This is a genomic window from Janthinobacterium sp. FT14W (assembly GCF_009208755.1).
Classification (GTDB): domain Bacteria; phylum Pseudomonadota; class Gammaproteobacteria; order Burkholderiales; family Burkholderiaceae_D; genus Janthinobacterium; species Janthinobacterium violaceinigrum.
Map to the genome: position 1 here is coordinate 117,024 of NZ_WFLL01000012.1, position 19,126 is coordinate 136,149.

A 19,126-nucleotide genomic window follows, 5' to 3' on the forward strand; every position below is an offset into this window, starting at 1 on the left:
GCGCTCCGGCCTAGTTGCGGTAGCGTCCCGGCGTGATGCCCGCATGGGCCTTGAAGACGCGCTGGAAATGGCTCTGGTCGGCAAAGCCCAGCTCATGGGCCAACTGTGCGAGGGCCGTGCCTGCCTGCAGGCTGCCGCGCGCGCGGTTGATGCTGGCATTGAGCTGGTACGCGTGCGGCGTCATGCCGGTGGCGGCGCGAAAAGCGCGGATCAGCTGATAGCGGCTCAATCCCGCCGACTGCGCCAGTTGCGCCAGGCTGGCCAGCGGCTGCGCTTCCAGCGTGTCCAGCACGGGCGCCAGCCGTTGCGGTACGGGCTGGCGTGCCGAAGGCAGCACGTCTGTGCTGGCGCAGGCGCAATCGGCCAGAAACGCCAGCAGCGCAACATCCTTCTCGTGCGCACTGCCTGCTGAAAACAGCAACGCGTTCATCGCGCAGAACTGCGCATACAGCAGCGGACAATCGAGCACGCGCGCCGTCCCGCCATCGAGCGCCGGCGCGCGTGCGCGCAGCCACTGCGCATCGAGATGCAGCATCTGGTAGCCCCAGGCCATGCCGGGCAGGGGATTGCAGGCGTGCACGCAGCCGGCCGGCACCAGCACCAGGCTGCCGGCACGCAGCGCGCTCTGGCGGCCGTGGCTGCCCGTGAAGACGCTGCCGCCCGCATCGACGGCGCCGATGGAAAACGTGGGATGGCTATGGGGCTTGTAGCAAGCCCGGCTGTGACAGGCGCGCCGGCTTTCCACGTGGGGGAGCAAGGGGTCGCGCCAGAAGGCGGTGTCGCCGGGCATGGCTACATCAGGATCACGTCGTATTGTTTTTTTAATGTCTAGCATCATCCATTGGGGTCTATGTTTTAAGTGTAAGTATTTGATTTAATTGAATTTTTGTCTTGATTCATCTATTGACGTCTATCAACGTTGCTAATATTATGTGTAGCTAATTGCGTAGCTACACATAATGGATGGAATATGACACTAAAAATCAGGAAGCGAGATGGTCTCGATGCCATGCAGTTGCAACACTGGCTCAGAGCCGTTGAAAATGATGAGGCACCGACCGTACGCGATCCTGAAACCCAGGAAGTTACAGTGCTTCCTGTGCCTTTGGCAAGGTCTGACGGAGATGGTTTGACTTTTACCCTCTCCAAAAGTGGCACGGCCTCATGGATCTTGCGTTATCGATATGGTGGGAGGGTTCGAGAACTTACTCTTGGTAACTATCCTGATCTCGGCTTGGCCGCCGCAAGGAAGATTGCCAGGGAAAAGCGTGTGGAAATAGATCGGGGTGGTGACCCGGCGGCGGATAAGCGTCGCGCCGTTTCCATGACCTTGAAGGACTGGACAGTTCGCCGCTTAATAGAAGACTATCGCGACAAAATCTTGGCAGATCTCGGCAAGAGTACGCAAAGCGGCTATGGACGGAATTTGCTCAGGATAGAAAACCGTTTGGGAGCTCTGGCAGTATCTCAGGTTTCATCAATGGACATAGTTGAGCTGATCGAATACGTTGACGCCCCTTGGAATGAGTCGCGCATGCTTTTGTCGACGGCCAGGATGCTGTTCAGGCACGCCGCGGGTAGAAAGCTGGTGCCGGCAAATCCATGTGCCGGTATCGAACTAGCAGCCTTACTCGGGCGACGCCCGCCGGTTCGACTCAGGTTGATGCTCTCCGAAGCTGAATTGAAGATACTTTTTAGTGCGGAAATGAATCGTGAAAATTGCCTGGCAGTCAGATTGTTGCTAGGAACAGCTGTACGTTCAGACGAACTCCGCAATGCTCAATGGGAGCAGTTTGATTTTGCTGCCTCGGTGTGGAGTGTACCGTCAACAAAGACAGGGCCAGGGATGCAAATTCCATTGTCGGAACCTGTTGTGAACTGGCTGAAAGAACTCAAGACATTGAGTGGTGATTCGGCATACATCCTGCCCAGCAGAGCCGAACGGCGCAAAGCCAAGTTTGGTGGTGATGCCCCGATCAATCCCAACACGATTGGAGCTGCGATCGAGTTCTGGATTACTGAACATAAGCCCGCAATCAGGCGGTTTACTCCCCATGATCTGCGCTCGACGGCGAAAAGTCACATGCGCGCGTTGGGTATCGGGCGCGATATCACTGAGATGTGCCTCAATCACAAGCTTCCTGGCATCGAAGGAATTTATGATGTCCATACTTATTTCTCCGAGCGTAGAGAAGCGCTTGCCATCTGGGGAGCATATCTACAACGCCTCGAATTGCCCCAAAGCTAGATTTGGAAAATCCCGCGCTGTATGCCATTGCTCGTCGTTGGTGATGCAAAGTGACACATGACGCGCGTTATGCGCTTGTCTGGCCGTTTAAGCGGTTCTCTGGCATGTTACGCACGAATGCTCAGCTGCTGTTCGCCGATATACATAGCAAATTTCCTTCTGAATGGTTAGAACAGCAGCGAAGGCGGCAAAGTTATTTACTTTATTATTAATATTGTCTTTGTGGTAAAATTTTGATGTTGAGTTCAAACTGTGCACCGTTCATTGTGCAGAACTCGATTCATCGCGCAGCGCCGCAAGTCTGAGCAAGTCGCCTCCGAAGCAAGGACGGCGGATCGATGCTTCAGCATTCCCCCTATGTCATTACAGCCTGATCTTGGTCGCCGCTTGTTCGGGCAGGCGTTGCTGCGCGCTTCTTTTATCATTTCAAGGAACAAATATGACCACCGTACCAATCCTCCCAAATGTAGTGACTTCCAGCGCCGCAGGCTTCCAACCAGCATTCAAACATGTTGGCACCAAGGATCGTCACGCGTATGCATTCGCATCGATTGCGATTATCGCCTCCACAACGATTGAGGATGTCTTCAAAAAGGCAGAGGAGCTTGGCATGCCTGCAACTGGGCCGTATAGCCACTGGATCGATGCCGATTTTCTCGCGAGTATCTTCGCAAAGTATGGTTGGGTAGCAACAGTGTGGAAAGAGTGCACCGGCCCAGCAACCCTGCCGGATCTCTGCATGGCCCTGGTCGACTATGACACCGATTGGGAGATGGGTCGCTTTGTTGTCGTCCATAAGGCCAAGGGCAGTCACGACGGGAAGTTTGTCACCTACGCAATTGACCCTGCGGCAGCAGATGTGAAGTTGCACGTCCGTACTGATCTCGATGTGTTACTGCCTGCTTGGTATATCGGCGTGCATCCGATGGGAAAGATCGCTTCATCGACGAAGAAGTGAGATGGCGCGCGTCTATGTGTAGGTAAAGGGATCGACTTTATCTTCTATTCCTGAGGCGGTGAGGGAGACAGCAACTCTGCCATGGACACACCAAGAGCGCGTGCGATGCGCTCGATATTGCAGATTGAAATGTTTCTCTCGCCGCGTTCAACGGAAGAAATGTAATTCTTGTGCAGCTCGGCATACTCCGCGACCTTCTCTTGGGTCAGAGATTTGGCGAGGCGTATGCGTCTCATGTTGGCGGCGAACAGCAGCTGCGCATCGCATTTTTGGTATTGGAGGCTTGTCACAGGCGCAAGCATCCATTTTTTCGATAGCTAACTCCACCCACTTTGAGTTTGCTTAAAATAATTTCCATGAGACAATAAGTAAACTCAAAGTGTTATTTCATTGATTGGCTATTCTTGTATTCCTCATTAAGGAGATTCAATTGGCAGCAAAAAAGAAGGACGATAGCGATTTGTACATCGCATTGAGCATGATCGTTTTCATTCCGTTTCTTGTCTTCGCGTGGAGACACTACAGCCGGTTAAAAAGGAAGTTTGCTGCGAACGCTTCATCGCAGCGGATTTTCGATACCGAAAGTCTTTGGTATCCACTGGGTGTTGGGGGCGTTCTCACGATCGTGTCGGCTTACTTGATTCTTGCGCTCGTACAGGGGCCTTGGTACCTCAGCATCGTCGTGGCACCATGCCTTGCCCTCCTGTTCTTATACTTGGGCCGACAGGTTGCTTGCTGGCTCGCCGCAACGTATTTCGGTGTTCTAGTCGACCCCTTGCAGGACAGAGTTGTGCTTCCATGCGATATGGCCAGCTATGGGGTTACCGACTATCTGAGCTTTCGCATCTTGAGAGATATGGGAACTGTAGACAGTGTTCCCCTGTCCGCAATTACAAAGATCACCCGCGAGGCCGGTAAAAGCCTGTACGTACACGGCACATTCGGTTCGCGGGCGATGACTTTCACCAACAAGCAAAAGCGGGACGAATGCATCGCTGCTATCGAATCGGCATCCCGTCGCTCAATCAGGGCAGGTGGGTTTGAGTAGCTAGGTGCGAGTCGCCAGCCGTTTTCAACATTATCTATGAGGAGCATTATGCAACTGAACGCGACAAAGGACCGGCTAAGTTGCCGGAAAATTCTATTTTTGCCCACCATGCATGAAGTCTTTAGAGGGGCGATTATTCTTAGTTCTGCCTGCATACTTTCAGCATGCGGCCAGCCGAAGCCAGGTGCTTCGGATATAGAGCCGTATGTAATGGCAGAGCTGTCGAACTGCCCATTATGGTCAGTAAGCGATGTTCGCAAGTTGGATGGAATTGCAACCGAGGATTCCTATCAGGTCGATTTTTCAGCCAAATTAACTCTAAAAGCAACGCCAGAGGAAACATCGAGTGCGTTTATGGCTCATGAACGAGACACGGCCTATCTAGGCTGCCATTTCGTTATTGCGCAATTGGTGGATGTGCGCATCCGAGGCTTACCAACGAAAAAGTATGATATCTCTGGTGCTGGTGAGCTAGTCAAATCAGAGAGCGGCTGGCGGTTAAGGGGCGAGCTGGTGCAGTTAGCATTTAGTCGGGATGCTGCTGAATGGGCTGCAGTTAGTGAAGGTACCAACCGTCCCGAACTTAAATCTTCCACTGCTGCAGTAACGCCGCCTGCGCGAAGTGAGCAAAAGGGCAATGATCAAGACGCTTCAACTCAGGTCTCTCCTTGCGTAGAGGCAAAAATGGTGGCTTGGGACAAACAGCACTCCAGCGAAGTTGAGCAGGCTGCCGCAGCCGCTACAGCCGCTGGGGAAGAGTTTCGCTCCAGTGCTGGGATGGAAGAGCTTGTGCGGAATGAGGCCATAGCTGCTGCCACCTCTACATGCAAGTAGTCTCATTGCATTTGTCAGTCCCCGCAGTTCCCTTCCAGTAACAGCATCTTTACGTCAATTGATGCCTTCAATTAGTTTGCAAGCAGGTCAAAAACTACTCTGACCTGCTGTTCCCTATCCTCAAATCAGCAAAACCGTGCATCTCTCTTCTGTCGAGGCTGCGGTGTACGCACGTGCGTAATTTCTTACCATCAAAGGTTGACATGAAAAATTTTTACAATAGCCGTTGGTTGCCCGGCAATACAGGGCAGGCAGTGACACATGATTTTCCTAAATTTGCTCTAGGTGCTACCGTGGCTACGCCAGGGGCTTTGGATTTACTTGATCAAGCTGGAGTGAATGCATCCGACTACCTGACCAGACATCGTCACGGTGACTTTGGATCTATCTGCGCGGAGGATGCGCAATCGAACCTTGATGCGATCACACATGGACTGCGTGTGTTCTCAGCCTACGATATCGGCAAAGCTCGTCTGTGGGTAATCACCGAGGCAGACCGGTCGGTCACCACTTTGTTGCTGCCCAGTGAGTACTGAAATACGCGTATTTCAGTTGGGCGTCGGCCAATAGACCAGGCTGATCGTTCAAAAACCGATTACTTCAGATCGTTGATCTGTCAATCTGCATATCCCAGGCACTAGCTGCCACACCGTCATTTTACTTACTTCCGCTGTAACCGTTTGAATTCTCCTGCACCAATAGGTGTCGTGCATGGAAAATTGATCCGGTTGCAGCGCTTCCCTTCAGCGCAGCTTCCCGGTAGAGCGCATCGAAAGCAACTATGAAAACTTCAAGCAAGATCCCCACGAATTCATCGAAATCCGCCCACGCCGTGCCACCGATCATTACGCCTCAGGGGGTGCCATCAGCGCTAGTGGCTAGCTACTCAGCAGCGGCTCAGTCAAACGCCACCACGCGGGCCTACGATGCGGACATCCGCCACTTCAAACAATATGGTGGAACGATACCCGCAAGCGCCGCGATGGTCGCTGAATATTTAGCAAGCTTTGCCGGTACCTTGGCGGTCGCGACGCTGCAACATCGCCTCATCGCTACCCACAGGGCGCATGCTGATAAAGGCTTGGATTCGCCGATGAAGGATCACCTCGTCAAGCGGACAATGCAGGGGATTCGCCGGACGCTCGGCATAAAGCAGCGCCGCGTAACAGCCCTCGTTAAGGACGACCTGCTAGAAATGATGGTGCATATCGATCAGCAGGCGCCGATGAAGGCTGCACGCGACAAGGCGCTTCTGCTTATAGGATTTGCCGGCGCGTTCAGGCGTTCTGAACTGGTTGCTCTGCAATACGAGGATATGACGCAATTCGATGCTGGAGTGGAGTTGCTGATTCGGCGGTCCAAGACGGATCAAGAAGGGGCAGGGCGAACTGTGTTCATTCCGTATGCAAGAGGTAGCCGATGTCCGGTGACGGTGCTGAAGAATTGGCTTCAACTTGCTGGAATTGTCGCTGGTCCGCTGTTCAGGCCGATTAACCGACATGATCAAGTTATAAGCAGCAAGGCACTTACGCCGCAATCTGTAGCTCTGATTGTGAAGTCGTCGGTCTGCAAGATGGCCGGTGAAGAATCGGCAAAGATGGTGGCAGGGCACAGCCTACGCGCTGGTTACTGCACAGAGGCCGCGAACGTTGGACTGCAGCCTTACCAAATCCGAGAACAGACTGGCCATCGGTCGGATGTGACGCTTGCACGTTATATTCGACCGGTTGCCAAACGCAAGATTCCAAGCTTGCTCTGACTGGCCGCCCCACAGTTCGGCCTGATGTGATAAGAGGTCTATGTAGTTCACCGTTCAGTTCACCTCCTCATTGCGCCATCCTTTCGGCCAATATAGCGGGACGAGTTTCCTCTGTACGCGAAAGTGTTTTCTAAATGTTAATATTCACATTGCACATTGCAAGTGCTTTCACTGGGAACGTGTTGATGACAATGGTAACCTTCTTCAAGGACGAATCATGATCATATATTCATCAACGGGCGCTAGCGCATTGCCGGATGTTTTTACAGGCGCGGGAATGTCAAAACCCGGCAGCTCGCCTTGGACTAAAGACGTAGATAGCTGCTGCTCACTCGCCTTACGTTTTCCTTGAGGCTTATAAGAGTATTTCGCCTTATAAATATCGACATGTTTAGCTAGGGCGCCTAATCGCTCGATAACTGATGATATGTTAGCTCCGCCAGTACTCGAATAGCTCCATAAGCAAGACCATTGGTTTTCTAAACAAGATGAAATGACTTTGGCAATGGTATCCTCAACAGACGTTGAGGTTCGAGTGAAGAACTCTGAAGCAAAACGTCCATCACTGCCTTTGACGGGGATGGAGGCCTTTCCTGAGACTACTGGGTAATCGTAGCGCACTAGTGTTTCTAAGACGTGATAGTATCGACTGTATTCATCACGGGTGTATGGTGGGTCTAAGTAGACGGTGACCTGGCGTCCCTCCAAGAGAGTCTTGGCCTCTTCGAGGCTGTGCTGCCAAGGGCCATCGAGTTGTTCTACTGTGTGCACCACCTGTTCGCTTTCGGCGGCAAGACTAACTAGTCTGGCGGAGAACTCCTGAGTAATGGACATGGTGCGACGAGAAATGGTTTGGGTCACTTTTCCGTGCAGCTTTTCAGGTGAGGATGAGTCAAATCGAGGCTGCGCAAAGTGTCCACCGTAATTGTCTGCGCACGTACTGACGGCACAGATTAATGCACCAAGTGCCCACTTCTGTTCATCGGTACTTTCTAGTTGATCGATGGCAGTTCTAAGGCAATCAATTTCTGCGGACTGTCTGATTCCGAAGAACAAATTTGCGTAGTAACTTGTGAAGAGCATCGGAGGAAGAGTATGCGAATTGTTTCTTCGCAGTTCTATTTCCCTCATAAGAGTGTGGTCTTGATTGAACCTTTCAGTATTTACGCGCGGGTAATTGGAGGCCCAAGAAATAAATTCTTGTCTGTCAGCTTCGCTCAGCTCCGACATCAAAAATCTTTCTTCCTTCTCGATATCCTTTCCTACTATTTCGTAGATTCTCGAAAAATTTGGTTTGGCGAGCTCGACTACCTCTGTGACTATTTCTTTAGCGCGGGCGGCGGTCATCCCACCGCCTTGAATTAAAGCCAAATGACGGCAGAAAGATTGCGCATCCGCAGCGTAGACTTTCCATCGTTGAGAAAACGCGCCAGCAGTTGCGCCTGAGCCACACATCAAATCAAGAATTACTCCATCATGGGGATGGTAGGACTCCACAACCGCAAGGATTGCAGGGCATAGCAAAGTCTTCGCGCCCATGTAGTTTGCCGATCGTGCAAGAGTACTCGTGCGATCACGTTGTAGCGACGATTGTAAGAAGCGGGATACTTGAGTTTCAATTGCGCATAGGACGTCTGAGTCCCGGCTAAGCACATCCATTCCTTGGCCTGGTAATGCAATTCGACCTAATGAAGTCGCCGGCTGGTTAGTAGCTACTTTCTGGAGGATGCGAGGCAGCAGCTGAGTAAGAACCTCATACCCTGCGGCATCACGTCTTCTCTCATTAGTAAGCAAGAGGCCCGTTAATTTAGATAGCAAGAACTCATGATCAGAATGGAAAAGCTGAAGCGGATCCATGGACCCCGAGTCTGACGCCTGGAGACGTTGTAGTGTCTCGAATTGCTCGCTGCTTACACATGCATCATCATCTGATCCGACGGTTGCAAGCACCCCCCAGCGAATAAAAATTTCGCACAAATGCCGCTCGGGCATACTCATATTGCTTAGACGTTTCAACATAAACTAATGCCCTTGGGGGGCGACAAATGCTACAAGGACAGGGCCAAAGTCAGATTCTGTAACTTGGTAAGTGCAGTGTTCCTTGAGACAAGCAAGAGTAGCAATTGCGTACTCAAGACCAATCCCTTTGTGAAAGTTTCCTAGTACCGCACCATGAGCTGTGACGCACGACAAAAGCATGGTCCAATCATCATGAGTGAGTCCATAATGGAAAACGTAAGAGGCCAGTACTAAGTCGTAGGCCTCTTTTTCGATGGCCTGAATGGAACCCTCAATTACATCTAACCCTTTTCCTCGTGCGAGTGCGGCCATTTTGGGGCAAAAATCGAAACCTTTTAGTACGGATACTTGACTTCCGATTTTTGTCTGGGTAATGAGGCCAGTGCCGCAGCCAAAGTCTAGTACTCGATCCGGGGTACGATGGAGCAGTTCTTTGGCAAGTGCATACAAATGCTCGTAGCAATGAAAATTATGTTCGGGCGTAACTATCGAATCATAATTGCTTGAGATAGCAGAGAACAGAGACCGCACCAGCATTTTTCGAGTGTCATCTGAAGTGCGACTTGGCAGCCAGAAATTTTCAAAAATGCGGACGTATTCTTGTCCGTGCAAATCGCTTTCAATTTGTTCGTTTTCGCGATCAAAAGACTCTTTGGATCGGTAAATAGAAGCAGCACCTAGTCTTTCGGCAGGAGCGGGGAAATAGTGTAGAAGCGACTTTGGCAAAACCATTTCGCTTGGAAGTATCAGGAAGCGCGGGCAAAAATTAGACACTTGCAGCATCCGCGATTCGTTTTGCAATACGCTTGTGGAACTCATCAACGCGCATGTGGAGGCTAAGCGCCAAGTATGTCAGCCGCCCCGCTGTAATACGTTGCGATATCCCATGCTGCGACTGCAGTTTGCTTCTTACCGCTTCAATAATTTGTTCTACCAACTTGATAGAACCATACAAGCTGTACGGTAACCCGACTAAAGCTTCAACCGTACGCCAGACGAAGGAAAACTCAATGCTGCACGTGCCTGCGTTGTGACGCGGCGCCGCCCAGACGCTAACTAAACCCAGCGGCCGAAGTTCATCGCTCTTCACCACGTTTTTGACAATGAGAATCGCCCGCCGAGTTGATTTGTCACTACTCTCTGGACTGCAGTATCCGACGAGTTGTTTGATAAATGCGTCGTATTGATTGTCTTCATGGAAGTAGGACGAAATGACGCCCTTCCGACTTAGCAGAACATGTTGTGCGTATTCCTTAAAGGCTGGCTCCTGCTCAGACCAATAATCCGGTATGGGATAAAGGGTCGGCGTATCGAGAACCAGTTTGAATCCAACGATCTCGCGTAAGGGTTGAGAGGCGTCATCGTAGGTCATGTTTGCGCCTTCGTTTGTACGCATGATTTCGATGATGGCGGGGTAGGCTTGCGAAGCGGTCTCTGACTTCACGCCATCTAGCGCGCCTAGACCGAGAGACCCCACGTCTAAGGTCCGTTTCAGTTTGGGAGCTATTTCGTGCTTTACGCTTTTCTCCTCTGCAGTCCAAACATTCAGCTTTAATGTAGAGGAGTAGAGATGTTCCAGAATATTCTGCGCGTCATTTTCATATTTGATCGTGTCAGCCCGTACTAATCGCTCCAAACAATTTGAAACGATTTCATGCTTCAGCGCACTGATGGCCGCGAGCTCATCAATGTTCAATGAGACTTCACCTTTAATACGGCTCGTCGTTTCCGGCGCATTCGCTGGGTCGCCAATGACCAACAGCGTATTGAAGCTCAAGTTTGCACCGACCGCCGAAATAATGTTTGCGACGCCCGCTTGCCAAAAGTCAGGAAGGCCGCCACCAATCTTCGGACGATCATCGACAACAACTACTTCACTAAATAGAAATCGCGGTAACGGGCGGCCGCTAGGGGAGCAGATACGAGTCTGGAATCCAACTTGAAATGCCACGGTCGCAGAAATTCCCTGGCAGGGCACACCACTGACGGCAACAGGAACTCCTAAGTCGAACTTTATGGCTGCGTCAGAGCTCGTACCCCATATCACAATGTCATCCATCAAAATCGCGGTCGCTGCCTCTTCCGCGTGATAGTGAAGGGAGAAGTGTGGAAGCTGCGACAACTCTCCGATAATCAATGATTCTGCGGCGACGCGTGCCAGGCCATGGTGCACGGCGATTGCGATCTCTAGATTTGAAAGTTCAGACGTGATGCACTCATCACCAAAGAGATTTTCTTCGTACGAAGTTGGAACCGTACGTAGGCTAAGCCACGAAATAAAGTGATCAATCTTGGCAGCGATGTCTTTGTCGATCACGCAGTCCGAAACGCACGAGGCTGCCTTGTCACTAATTATGTTTAGAATCACATTTGCAAACGGGGCAGGACTGTTCTGACACGCACGAGATAGAACGGTTCCGAGTTTAGCGTAGGTAGCCGGGTCCAGGTTCGCTGCATGTGTCGAGTTATTCGATGCAATCGAAACGCTTCCGCGTTGCCGTTTATCGCCTGTCTCATCTTTAGTGACGATTTCCGCTTGTTTTATGGCGTCATCGATATCGTCCAAAGAATACGGATCAGCTATCGTCGCGATGCCAGCTGTCATGCCTACAGTAAGATTCTGGATACCGAAGGACTTCTCAGCAATCGCTATACTTAATTGGTTCAGCAAATTGAGTAACTGCGGCAACGGAGCTCCTGCTACAAGCAGTGAGAATTCATCACCTCCATTACGGAAGCCAAAAATTTGAGCTTTGTCAGCGATTCTTTGAACGCACGCCCCCACGTAGGCGAGTACCATGTCTCCGCCTTCGTGATGAAGTTCTGTATTGATTTGCTTGAATTTGTCTAAGTCGAAATAAACCGCGTAGACAGGAGTCGCTGGATACTGCTTAGACAGCCGGGTCAATGCGCGAGGCAATCGCACGCGTACCGCCGTAGACTTCAAATCTAGTAATCCAAGGTTTCGTTCACGAACTTCAGGAAGCCATGTGGCTCGAAAAAAATCTACAACTTTGTCATACCAGTGTTTTGACGCGACCGCGCGTCCATCTTTAGGCCATGCATGAATCGACAAGCGGGCACTGATACCGTCTTCGGTCGAAAGGGGATCCTCATGTACCGGTGGTTCGGCACCTTCACAAATACCAGTCTTCGGCAGGACGTACACAACCTCGCGTTGCTTAATCGTTGCGTCGATCCCTTGAAGTGGCGAACTGTCTACCTCGCACAGGTCTTCGATGAGTCGCTGAATTTCCTTGGTCGTGAAAATTTCTTCACCTGCGCGTTTGATTACTTTGTCAATCGCGTTGTGCCACGCGGTCAATTGGTCTTGTTGGGTCATTCCTAACTCCGGGTTTTATGTAGTCGTTTTGCGCGGCGAACTAAATCGAGAACTTCAATCGCTGCGCGCTCCGCACCAAAACGCGATGCATAGTTGCTGGCGGCGACAGCGGCGGGAGAGGCACCTTCGACCGAAACACCAATACCAGCCCACCTAAGGAGTTCTGCGTCGTTATCGTTATCTCCGACGGCCAAAACATCGGATTGATCAAGTTTTAGACTGCGACAGAGATCCTCCATAGCTGCCGCTTTTGAAGAGCTTATAGGGCGAACCTCGATATAACGACTTCCACTGGAGGTAAGCGAAATCCCATCGATCATCAGAAGCGAGGACTTGAGTCTCGCCGGATCTACCGTTGGCGGCAGTAAAATGAGCATTGCGGTTGCAGGCGCCTCTAAAGAGTTTGTAGTCAAATTGACAGTGGGCATTCCGTTGTATTCCCGAGCAGGAATTTCCGCATTGCCTGAATACCAGACTGTTTCCCATGACTCGATACCATCCCTAAGTTGCATATCAGGGACGTTGACTGTGTAAGTGAATATTTCGGCGTTTTCAGCCTGAGCCGCATGTAAGACCGCGTTTGCAGCTTGGGTGTCGATTTGTCGATGCGCTACTACTTTACCGAGGCCTGGCTGGATGACAAGACTGCCGTTGTAGAGAATAATAGGCATTGTCCCCAAGTCTCCTAACGCCTGAAGCGTATGTTGTGCACCCTTGAGCGTACGGCCGGTCGCCAATGTGATGCGAACACCGAAGCGTTTAGCCGACCCCTGCAAAAACCTAATCCGATCACCGGGCGCTTCATCCGGGGCCTTCAGTAGCGTGCCGTCCAGATCGAACGCGATAAGCTGAACGCGACTGAAAAGCTCAAGATCGTCAAGCGTGGCAAAGTGATCTGGAAGAGGATCGGGTAGCTGCTGAGACGACAAAGACATGGTGGTTAATTGTTCGAGCAATTTTATGAGTGGTGTAGCCTAGGGCTGGAAGGGTGAGTTCTTGGACGGTGCCAAAATGACGAAGACTATCTCTCATGGTTGTTAAGGGAATCAACGCTCCATCACAATAATGCACGATTAACCATTTCCAGCCAATATTTGATGCGAGTTTTTCGAGGTAGCCCATAGTCATTCCATCACGTATGCTCGATGCTCCCGGACGAACCCCAACGGGCATGCCTGAGGCACGCTCTGGATTGGTTTTTGGGCGCTGCAGCAACGACATTGACTCAGGTAAGTGATAGTAGCTCGCATAATTCCTTTCATTATAGGGTGGATCTAGATACAGAACGTCAAAATTCTTTCCTTGGAGGCAACTCAGCGCATCCCCGCGCAGTGCTTTCCCAACGTATCTCCCCCCTACCACTGGAAACCATTCAAACCGGAATGGCTTCAGGGCTTTACGGTGGAACGTCTTTAGATGCGCATAGTAAGTCCCGGCTGTATTAGCCACAGAATCCATTGAATTGAGCAACGAAGTGATGAGCAATGCAGTTTCTCGGCGGGTTAAGGCTCCTGCCTCATGCCATCTTTTTATCTGATGCCAGGCACCTGCTATTGCCAATGCATTGTCGTGCGTGAAGAATTTTCGTTGCTGGGAATATTCTTGAACTATCCAGCTTCGGGGGGCCTTCGTGGTATTGAGTTGGTCTTGAATTTCTTGCATGGAGCTTAGGCCTGCCTGATCGCGGAGCTGGAGGAAGGGAAGCTTGGCTTTTCCTTCAATCCTGGCGATCTGAAACGAGTGAGGAAAATTGAGGACGTCGCACGTCGTCACACGATGTCCATGTTTGCGTAGCTCTGCACCAATTGTCCCGAGCCCACCAAAGGCGTCAGCGACAGTGCCCACGCCGATCATATCGCTGATCAGGGAAGAGATATTTGCACTGGTTGAGGACTTAGACCCAATATATCGAAACATTGATTGCTTTCTTGCTATCTATAGCTGTGTAGTACTTTTTGAGAACCACGTGGCCGTTGTAGTACCGGAGCCGGCTTATCAAAAATATAACGGCCTCTGTAGCAGCATGGCAGGTAAATTTTTCCTATGCCAATGTATCTTCGCCGCATCGCTCATGGTTAAAAATGTACATCGCCAAAATTTCGACTTTTGACGCAGTTTCGCCGAAAAAAGATGAAAAATTGTATGTGATTATCTTATAAACGCACTACAACGCCCAGTAAAATGCATTGCGATAGATATAAAAATGCAATGCCATCCATCTAGGAGTGGTAAGCGTGGAGCCAGCGCAGTCTTGAGGCGGGGCAGCGCTTGCTCGATTCAGTGGCACCAAAACTCGAAGAGATAGGCACGGATCTCGCCGCCATTGTTGAACTGAGAGAACGACCTGTCGGAACTGTTCGTATCACGGCCACGGACTACGCAGCGAATCAGTACGTCTGGCCTAAGCTTCAGTCCTTGTTAAGGCGGCATCCAGAACTTCGGGGCGAGTTCATCAACGACTACGGGCTCTCCAACATCGTCGAGCGTCGATATGACATCGGCATCCGCCTCGGCGACCAAGTCGAAAAAGATATGGTCGCCGTACGCGTCGCACCAGATGAGACGATGGCCATCGTTGCATCTCCCGAATACTTACAAGGCAGGGGCTTCCCGATGGCACCGCAGGAACTGACTATGCACAATTGCATCAACCTCCGCCTGCCGACCAAGGACACGCTCATGCCGTGGGAGTTACGCAAGGGACGCAAGCGACTCGACGTCAAGGTCGGAGGGCAGTTGGTGTTCAACAATGCCTATCAAATGCTGGACGCGGCATTGGCCGGCTGTGGCTTAGCCTACGTCCCGATGGCGCTTGCGTCGCCAGCCGTAATGGCCGGCCAATTGCAGTGGGTTTTAAAGGACTGGTTTCCTACTTTCACAGGCCACCATGCTTATTTCACGACACGGAAGCAGTCATCGCTGGCCGTGCGATTGGTCATTAACGCGCTGAAGGAAATGGCTGGTAAAGGAGCCGTTGCCCCATAGGCCGCGCTTACGCGAGAGTTGACGATATGGTGAGGACGGCCTGGTAGCCTTGGAGAACCGGCTGACGCTTTGGTAAAAAAACGGGCGGCCACTTTCCTATGAGAACAGGCGGCGGACAAGCAAATGACGGTGCTGGCGTCACGCTTACCTTTGAACTGGGCCAGGTGGCTTTGCGGGTAAATGCCCTTGCGATCCGGTGAGTGGGCAAACCATACCGCTGGCGGCGTGCTATCACCAGCTGGCCGATCATTACTAATAGACATTACGTTACAAAGTGTGTATTTTACAATGAAGAAACAATATATAGTTACCATGACCAATTAGTTATAAGTCAAGATGTCTACTTCATGTAGATTCTCTATTAGTTTTCCATCAGCCACCTTAAAGAGGCAACTGCATGAAACAAATTCAAGAGAGACTGTCTACCTATATTGACCGCCTAGAACGGCTAGGTGCAAAATTTGGTAGCGACGGAGTAATGCTATCCACAAGCATCACAAATAGAGAGTTACTTGTCGATGGAGACGATGATCGAATAACTAAAGATCCAATAATGTATCCGCTATTCCAACACAACATGTTCTATCTTGTGACAGTACCCGAAGGAACTGTTGTCACGCCTCACGCTCACGACGAGAATATCTTTCGCCTTATTGTAAAAGGTAGCTTACTTCTGAACAAGAAATATTTAATTGAGGCAGGTACGTGGTTCGCCATTAAAGCCGGATCGAAGTACGAAATCACCACCGAAAATGGTTATATTTCTTTAGCCGGTTATACTTCAAACTGCAGAACACGTCGCATGGATACCGGCCTCCACGGTGTGAAAAAGATCTCGGAAAAAACCGGCAAACAGGTCGCAAAAAAGGTACCACTAAAGACTACAAAGAAAAAGTAGTCATCAAGCTTAAGCGGATCGCCAGGTAAGTTGTATCCAGAGCTCATTTGTGGATAGCCAAAAAGCAAGCGGTATTTGCCTTTGGCTTTCTTCTCTATCGAACATTATATGCGGGTGGTATGGGAAAGATCGTTGCTATACCAGACTGGGCGGCTCCGTCGCTTCAAGGTCTTGCCTATTGGCTGGGATCACAGCATTCGCTTGGCCTCGCTGCAAACATTAGCGAAGGCGCTATAGCCTGGGAATTGATGCGGCAAGTCTTTACACATCGGATAACAGCTCGCCACCTCGAAGCAGAGGTATTTTACCGACACATTCCGGAATTTCGTAATGCAGGAGTAGCACAAAGCTCTCGTGAAAGAGCGGACCTTGTAATTTCTAAAGTGGTTCGTGCTGACCGCACAAACTCCTATGCTATCGGGAATATTGAAGCAGTGATTGAGATTAAGCATAGTAGATCACGAAAAGATCTTGTATGGCAAGATATAGACTACTTGGCCGAGCGCAGAGCCATGAATCCGTCAGTCCGCACCTTTCTAATTTATGCGTCGATCAACGAACGACCGCATGACTTCACGAACACCGACGGATCTTCTATTACGCCTCGCAATAGAAAAACACCAAATGGAAGTAAATACCGGGTTCGTCGTGTATGCCGCGCAACTAAAATAATTCCATCCAAAAACAAAAATGCCACGGGCCACTATGCTGTGCTTATTGAGGTGGCACCACCTGCAAGTGACACTGCCAATGATACCTAATAGGGGTGAAGATGCATCTGAAGAAACTTGCTATACGTAATTTCAGGCGGTTGCGAGACGATCGACCTTGCATCCGACATCTCGATTTTCGTCGGTGCGAATAACAGCGGTAAAACGTCTGTAGGAAATGCACTCCAGCTGTTTACTGGTAGTGGTCGCTTCAGCATTCACGATTTCAGTGTCGATCTTTGGCCTGTTATCAACGCCTTTGGTGAAGGCGCGAATGGAGCGTCCTTACCAACAATGGAAGTCGATCTCTGGTTTGAAATTGGTCCAAATGATGTCCATAGGGTCATCGATCTTTTGCCAAGTCTTGCTTGGGAGGGGACTTTGGTGGGGATGCGCGTTGCATATGCACCGATCGATCCGACTGCTACGCGAGCGCGCTATGCAGAAGTGCGGCAAAGGACACTCGCAGCTGTCACAAAAGGGGGAGATGGAGAGCCCTCCTTCGATCCAACGCCACGCAACTTACGTGAATACCTGCGAGATCGACTCCACGACGAGTACGAGATGCGTCATTTTGTACTCGATCCCGCTCGATTTAGCGCGAGCATGATAGCGGACGCGGGATATGCACCGACTCCATTGCAAGGGCGAGACCGGAGCGGTCGGGAAATCTTAAATGGCCTTCTCCGAATCGATTTCTTGAATGCGCAACGTCATCTGTCGGATGCTCCCGGTGGCGCGCGCGCTGAAGATCTTTCCCGAGTGCTTAGTCGCTTTTACGGAAGAAATCTTGAGAAAAAAGGTGAAGACCTAGAAGCACTGCGAGCACTTGCAGCATCAGAAGTTTCGCTCAACGAACATCTTGAGCGAGTCTTTGAACCGACGCTAAAGAGCCTGTCGAAGCTTGGCTATCCGGGACTTTCAAACCCACGCATGATGATACGTTCAGCTCTCGATCCTGCTCAACTCATGAGTGGACGCGATGGCGCGGTCGTGCACTATGCACTAGGGGCTAATGACGGGGGGACTAACCCACCGACTCTACCTGATCGATACAATGGCCTCGGCTTCAAAAACCTTATTTTCATGGTGGTTGAACTACTGGATCTTCACGCGCAATGGCTGGCGATCGAAGATAACCGTCCACCGATTCATCTGCTGTTCATTGAGGAACCAGAAGCACATCTTCACGCACAACTCCAGCAAGCTTTCATCCGTAAGGTAATGGATATCCTCGCACTAAATGCCGAGGACTTCTGTAGTGGTTTAATGTACCCGGACACCAATTTAGGCGAGAATGCTCGCCATGGAGAGGTGTTTGATGAGCAAGCAAAGACGTACGTTTTCCCCCGAGTTCAAACAGCAGGCAGCATGCTTGGTGCTGGATCAAGGATACAGCCACGTGGAGGCAAGCCGGTCGGTTGGCATCGGCGAATCGGTGCTGCGCCGCTGGGTGCAGCAGCTGCAGTTGGAGCGGCAAGGCATCACGCCGCAAAGCAAGGCAATGACGCCAGATCAGCAGCGAATACAGGAACTCGAAGCACGTATTGAGCGTCTCGAGCGGGAGAAGTCCATTTTAAAAAAGGCTACCGCGCTCTTGATGTCGGAAGGGATAGAACGTACGAGGTAATCGATCAGATTTGTGGTGACGAATCAATCGAGTTGATCTGCGCGGTGTTCGACGTAGCGCGGTCATGCCTGTATGCGCATCGGGAGCGCGCCCGGCACATTGATGTTGAGCGCATGGCATTGCGTAGCCGCGTGCACGAGCTGTTCGTCGAGAGTCGCAGTTCGGCGGGAAGCCGCAGCATCATGAGCATGATGCGCGAGGAAGGCGCGGCAATTGGCCGCTTCAAAGTTAGTCGTTTGATGGAAGAGTTAGGGCTGGTCTGCAAACAACCGGCAGGCACGCCTATAAGCAGGCCACAGTGGAGCGGATCGACATTCCGAATCACCTCAACCGAGAGTTCACGGTGGAAGCGCCAAATCGGGCCTGGTGCGGCGATATCACATATATTTGGGCGCAGGGGCGATGGTATTACCTGGCTGTGGTGTTGGATCTGTTCGCTCGCCGAGCAGTGGGCTGGGCATTCTCGCTACGACCCGACGCCGACCTTGTTGTGCAAGCGCTGGAAATGGCTTACGAGCAGCGAGGTCGACCGCAGGGGCTGCTGTTTCATTCGGATCAAGGTAGCCAGGGCGGATTCAACCGGTCCTCGCAACACTAGATTGTTGAACAAATTGTAGATATTCGTCCAGTACTTCTGCCGGCGACTTCCAACCAAGCGTTTTCCGGGGTCTGGAATTCAGCGCATTAGCAACGG

Annotated in this window: 15 protein-coding genes and 3 pseudogenes; 11 read left to right on the forward strand and 7 right to left on the reverse strand. The window is 51.1% G+C overall.

The window, feature by feature from the left end; all coding sequences use genetic code 11:
* Positions 1-10: 10 nt before the first annotated feature.
* Positions 11-790, reverse strand: coding sequence for a helix-turn-helix transcriptional regulator (locus tag GCN74_RS11010; protein ID WP_193317040.1), 780 nt, complete (start codon positions 788-790; stop codon positions 11-13).
* Between the two features lie 180 nt (positions 791-970).
* Between GCN74_RS11010 and GCN74_RS11015 the strand changes: the two genes are divergently transcribed.
* Together GCN74_RS11015 and GCN74_RS11020 are read left to right on the forward strand one after the other, a co-directional pair.
* Positions 971-2,248: a tyrosine-type recombinase/integrase gene (locus GCN74_RS11015; RefSeq protein ID WP_226938987.1), complete on the forward strand. Its 1,278-nt coding sequence runs from the start codon at positions 971-973 to the stop codon at positions 2,246-2,248.
* A gap of 439 nt (positions 2,249-2,687) precedes the next feature.
* The gene (locus tag GCN74_RS11020; protein WP_152256721.1) at positions 2,688-3,206 is read left to right on the forward strand and encodes a hypothetical protein; all 519 of its coding nucleotides are present in this window, start codon (positions 2,688-2,690) and stop codon (positions 3,204-3,206) included.
* Positions 3,207-3,250: 44 nt separating this feature from the next.
* On the opposite strand, the gene GCN74_RS11025 is transcribed toward GCN74_RS11020, so the two are convergent.
* Entirely contained in the window at positions 3,251-3,508 is a 258-nt protein-coding gene (locus GCN74_RS11025; protein ID WP_152256722.1) for a helix-turn-helix domain-containing protein, read from the reverse strand.
* Between the two features lie 128 nt (positions 3,509-3,636).
* On the opposite strand from GCN74_RS11025, the gene GCN74_RS11030 reads away from it, so the two are divergent.
* The 4 genes from GCN74_RS11030 to GCN74_RS11045 all read left to right on the forward strand — a co-directional run bounded on the left by GCN74_RS11030 (position 3,637) and on the right by GCN74_RS11045 (position 6,847).
* Entirely contained in the window at positions 3,637-4,254 is a 618-nt protein-coding gene (locus GCN74_RS11030; protein WP_152256723.1) for a hypothetical protein, read from the forward strand.
* Positions 4,255-4,302: 48 nt separating this feature from the next.
* Complete coding sequence (locus tag GCN74_RS11035) at positions 4,303-5,088, forward strand: hypothetical protein (RefSeq protein ID WP_152256724.1); 786 nt, start codon at positions 4,303-4,305, stop codon at positions 5,086-5,088.
* A gap of 203 nt (positions 5,089-5,291) precedes the next feature.
* Positions 5,292-5,624 carry a hypothetical protein gene (locus GCN74_RS11040; RefSeq protein ID WP_226938988.1) on the forward strand — a complete coding sequence of 111 codons (333 nt, stop codon included), beginning with the start codon at positions 5,292-5,294 and terminating at the stop codon, positions 5,622-5,624.
* Between the two features lie 245 nt (positions 5,625-5,869).
* Positions 5,870-6,847: a site-specific integrase gene (locus tag GCN74_RS11045; RefSeq protein ID WP_226938989.1), complete on the forward strand. Its 978-nt coding sequence runs from the start codon at positions 5,870-5,872 to the stop codon at positions 6,845-6,847.
* 204 nt (positions 6,848-7,051) lie between these two features.
* On the opposite strand, the gene GCN74_RS11050 is transcribed toward GCN74_RS11045, so the two are convergent.
* Genes GCN74_RS11050 through GCN74_RS11070 form a run of 5 tightly spaced genes read right to left on the reverse strand, consistent with a single transcriptional unit; the run spans position 7,052 to position 14,126 of the window.
* Entirely contained in the window at positions 7,052-8,866 is a 1,815-nt protein-coding gene (locus tag GCN74_RS11050; RefSeq protein ID WP_152256725.1) for a DNA adenine methylase, read from the reverse strand.
* A 3-nt stretch (positions 8,867-8,869) separates the two neighbouring features.
* A complete protein-coding gene (locus GCN74_RS11055) occupies positions 8,870-9,649 on the reverse strand; it encodes a class I SAM-dependent DNA methyltransferase (RefSeq protein WP_193317041.1) in 780 nt (259 codons plus the stop codon).
* On the reverse strand, positions 9,633-12,209 hold the full coding sequence (locus GCN74_RS11060) for a diguanylate cyclase (protein WP_152256727.1): 2,577 nt from the start codon (positions 12,207-12,209) through the stop codon (positions 9,633-9,635). Before GCN74_RS11060 ends, GCN74_RS11055 begins: the two co-directional genes overlap by 17 nt.
* Before the next feature lie 2 nt (positions 12,210-12,211).
* Positions 12,212-13,144: an HAD-IIB family hydrolase gene (locus GCN74_RS11065; RefSeq protein ID WP_152256728.1), complete on the reverse strand. Its 933-nt coding sequence runs from the start codon at positions 13,142-13,144 to the stop codon at positions 12,212-12,214.
* Positions 13,086-14,126 (reverse strand): DNA adenine methylase, encoded by a 1,041-nt coding sequence (locus tag GCN74_RS11070; protein ID WP_152256729.1) that lies wholly within the window; start codon positions 14,124-14,126, stop codon positions 13,086-13,088. The genes GCN74_RS11065 and GCN74_RS11070 overlap by 59 nt, the downstream gene beginning before the upstream one ends.
* A gap of 336 nt (positions 14,127-14,462) precedes the next feature.
* On the opposite strand from GCN74_RS11070, the pseudogene GCN74_RS11075 reads away from it, so the two are divergent.
* From GCN74_RS11075 to GCN74_RS11100, 5 genes and pseudogenes are all read left to right on the forward strand, one after another.
* Positions 14,463-15,194 (forward strand): annotated as a pseudogene (locus GCN74_RS11075) (LysR substrate-binding domain-containing protein); the annotation flags it as partial.
* A gap of 397 nt (positions 15,195-15,591) precedes the next feature.
* Positions 15,592-16,092 carry a hypothetical protein gene (locus GCN74_RS11085; RefSeq protein ID WP_152256732.1) on the forward strand — a complete coding sequence of 167 codons (501 nt, stop codon included), beginning with the start codon at positions 15,592-15,594 and terminating at the stop codon, positions 16,090-16,092.
* A 47-nt stretch (positions 16,093-16,139) separates the two neighbouring features.
* The gene (locus GCN74_RS11090; protein WP_152256733.1) at positions 16,140-16,853 is read left to right on the forward strand and encodes a hypothetical protein; all 714 of its coding nucleotides are present in this window, start codon (positions 16,140-16,142) and stop codon (positions 16,851-16,853) included.
* Positions 16,854-17,408: 555 nt separating this feature from the next.
* Positions 17,409-17,987: pseudogene (locus GCN74_RS29720) on the forward strand (AAA family ATPase); the annotation flags it as partial.
* A gap of 136 nt (positions 17,988-18,123) precedes the next feature.
* Positions 18,124-19,006: pseudogene (locus GCN74_RS11100) on the forward strand (IS3 family transposase); the annotation flags it as partial.
* Positions 19,007-19,126 lie beyond the last annotated feature (120 nt).